This window comes from uncultured Brachyspira sp. (assembly GCF_910578695.1).
In the GTDB taxonomy this organism is placed as follows: domain Bacteria; phylum Spirochaetota; class Brachyspiria; order Brachyspirales; family Brachyspiraceae; genus Brachyspira.
On record NZ_CAJTQJ010000050.1, the window covers coordinates 13065 to 16101 of the forward strand.

Annotated in this window: 1 protein-coding gene; it reads left to right on the forward strand. The window is 21.3% G+C overall.

Annotated features, from left to right (window positions below; all coding sequences use genetic code 11):
* Positions 1–66: 66 nt before the first annotated feature.
* Positions 67–2895, forward strand: coding sequence for a YidC/Oxa1 family membrane protein insertase (locus QZ288_RS10740; RefSeq protein ID WP_295158739.1), 2829 nt, complete (start codon positions 67–69; stop codon positions 2893–2895).
* The last annotated feature ends 142 nt before the right edge of the window (positions 2896–3037 follow it).

Below are 3037 nucleotides of genomic sequence, written 5' to 3' on the forward strand. Positions count from 1 at the left end.
CTGCATTTTAGACATTTTTATAATAAAAAATCATAAACTCAAAGAAATTGATTTTCTGGGAGTATTATGATGTTTTTTAATGTACTCTACAATATCTTTATATATCCTATAGAGTTTATTTTAGAAACATCTTTTTATTTTTTCAAAGTATATACAAAAAGTTCTTATATTGTAAGTATATTATTTATAAGTTTAATAATTAACTTTATATCACTTCCTTTATACAATATAGCAGAAAAATGGCAGAAAAAAGAAAGAGATATACAAAATAAGATGAAACCTATGATTGATAATATAAAATCAGCATTTAAAGGTGATCAAAGGTATCTTTTGATAAGGGCTTGTCAAAGAATAAATGGATATAAAACTATATATGCTTTCAGAGGTACTTTAGGGCTTCTTATACAAATACCATTTTTTATAGCTGCTTATCATTTTATACATAATATTGATGGTTTAGAGTTTGCTCAATTCGGCTATATAAAGAATTTAGCAAAGCCGGACGCTCTAATTAATATCGGAAGTATTACAATAAATCTCCTGCCTTTTGTTATGACTATAATAAGTTTGCAAGCTTCATTAGTATATGCAAGAAAGTTAAATCTAAAAGAGCAGATGCCATTATATATTACTAATTTAATTTTTTTGGTGCTTTTATATAACTCGCCTGCAGGACTTCTATTTTATTGGATTGTAAACTGCACTTTTTCATTAGTAAAAAATATTGTTTTAGAAAATTATAGTTTCTTTAAAAGCAAAGCTGATAAAGTTTTTAATAATAAAATAATTATTACAGTTATAAAAAGAGTTTCTTTCTTAATATTCATAATTTTTACAGCTTTTATGTTTATATATACATTATTATATTTAAATAAAGATATTATATCTGCTGCTTCTTTAGAAAAACAATATTTAAAAATATTTATAACAGATGCAAAAACATATAAAGATGTTTTAAGTATATGGCTTATATTATTTGCAATTATAATTTATAAAAAATATTTATATAAATTATTTAATATAAAATTAAATAATAGTTTAAAAGTATTAATATCAGTTTCTATTTCTATAACATTACTTGCTGGACTTTTTATACCATCTGCTTTAATAGCTTCTTCAGGTCAGGAATTTAATGAACCGTTTATATTGATATTGAATAATATATCAAAATATATAGGCGTATTCTTTGTTTATGCTTTATTTATCTATGTCTTATTTTCTGATAAGGTAAAAAATTTTTTATCATTATTAATGGTATATATTTCTATGATATTTTTTGTGGATACATTTATAATAGTAGGCAGATATGGAAATATACAAAATAGTTTTGTATTTGAAAATCCAATGCTTTTGAACGCTGATATTTTTCAAATATTATTAAATATTTTATTTGTATCTGTATTTATAGGAATTATTTATATTTTATTAAAAAAAGAAAAATCAAATATTATTATTAATATATATATGATAATATCATTGGTATTATTTTCCATATCCGTTTATGATATAGTAAATATTAATAAATATCAAAAAATATTATCAAATATACAAAATGAGCAGGAAAAGTATTTGCAAGAAGATAATTATAGTAATATTTTTAGCTTATCTAAAACAGGTACTAATGTATTTGTTATATTATTAGACAGAGCCTCATCGCATTATGTTTTAGAATACTTTAATAATAATAATAAGCTGAAAAATAATTTTAACGGATTTATATTATATACTAATATGCTGTCATATTCAGGAAATACTGTCGGATCTATTGCTAGTTTGATGGGAGGATATGAATATTTACCTTATGAGATTTCAATAGAAAAAAAATATAATTTAAAAGATAAATATAATGAATCTTTATTGTTAATGCCTAAAATATTTACAGATAATGATTACAAAGCAAATATTTTTAATCCTACATTTGCAAATTTAAATTTTAGTTATGATATTTCTATATTTTCAAAGTATTCTAATATTAATGCTTATTCTGAAAATGATAACTTTATTAAATTTGCAATTAGTAATTTATTTAATGATTATACTAATGAAACAAAAGAAATAAAGAATATACTTGATGAGAAATTATATAATTCAGATTCAAACATTAATGATTTAAATATTAAAAGATCTTTTAGATTTTCGCTTTTTAGAATTATTCCAAGTTTCCTAAGAAAAAATCTTTATAGTAATTCAGATTGGTATATATATGGAGGTAAAAATGCTGTACATATTAATACTTCTTTAAAAGAATTCAGTATTTTAAACTCTCTAAAACATATAACATCAATATCTGAAAGTGGAAATTATTTTAACTTTATACATAACAATACAACTCATGAACCTGATTATATTAATACTAATTTGCTTCCTTCTATATGGAAAGATCAAATACCAAATACAGATATAAATAGATTTAAAAATGAATTTTTAACAAGAAGCTATTATGCTAATGCTGCATCAATTAAAAATATTTCTGAATTAATAGATTTTTTCAAAGATAATAATGTTTATGATAATACAAAAATTATTATAATTTCAGATCATGCTCTGGATATTAAGACAGATTTTTATAAAAATAATGATATAGAATTTATGGCTATATATAATGCATTATTGATGATAAAAGATTTTAACTCTGCAAATGATTTTACCATTTCATCTAATTTTATGACTGTAGCTGATATGCCCTATATTGCATTAAAGCATTTACAAGATGTAAAAAATCCTTTTACAGAAAAAGTAATAACAAATGATTATAAGAATGGCGAATTAAAAGTTATAATATTAAATGAATGGAATCCAAATAGGCAGTTAGAAAATAGATTTAATTTTACTAAGTATTATACTGTTAAAGGGAATATTTTTGATAAAAATAATTGGAAATTGAATACTTTATAAAAATAATGATTTTCTTTATTTACTAATAGAAAAACTTGTGCCGATATAGGTATAATACCTGCCATTTTGTAAATGTCATACGCTCACAATTTTTATATTTAGCTTTCTAGCATTTAAAAAATTATTAGTTTTTATTATTACT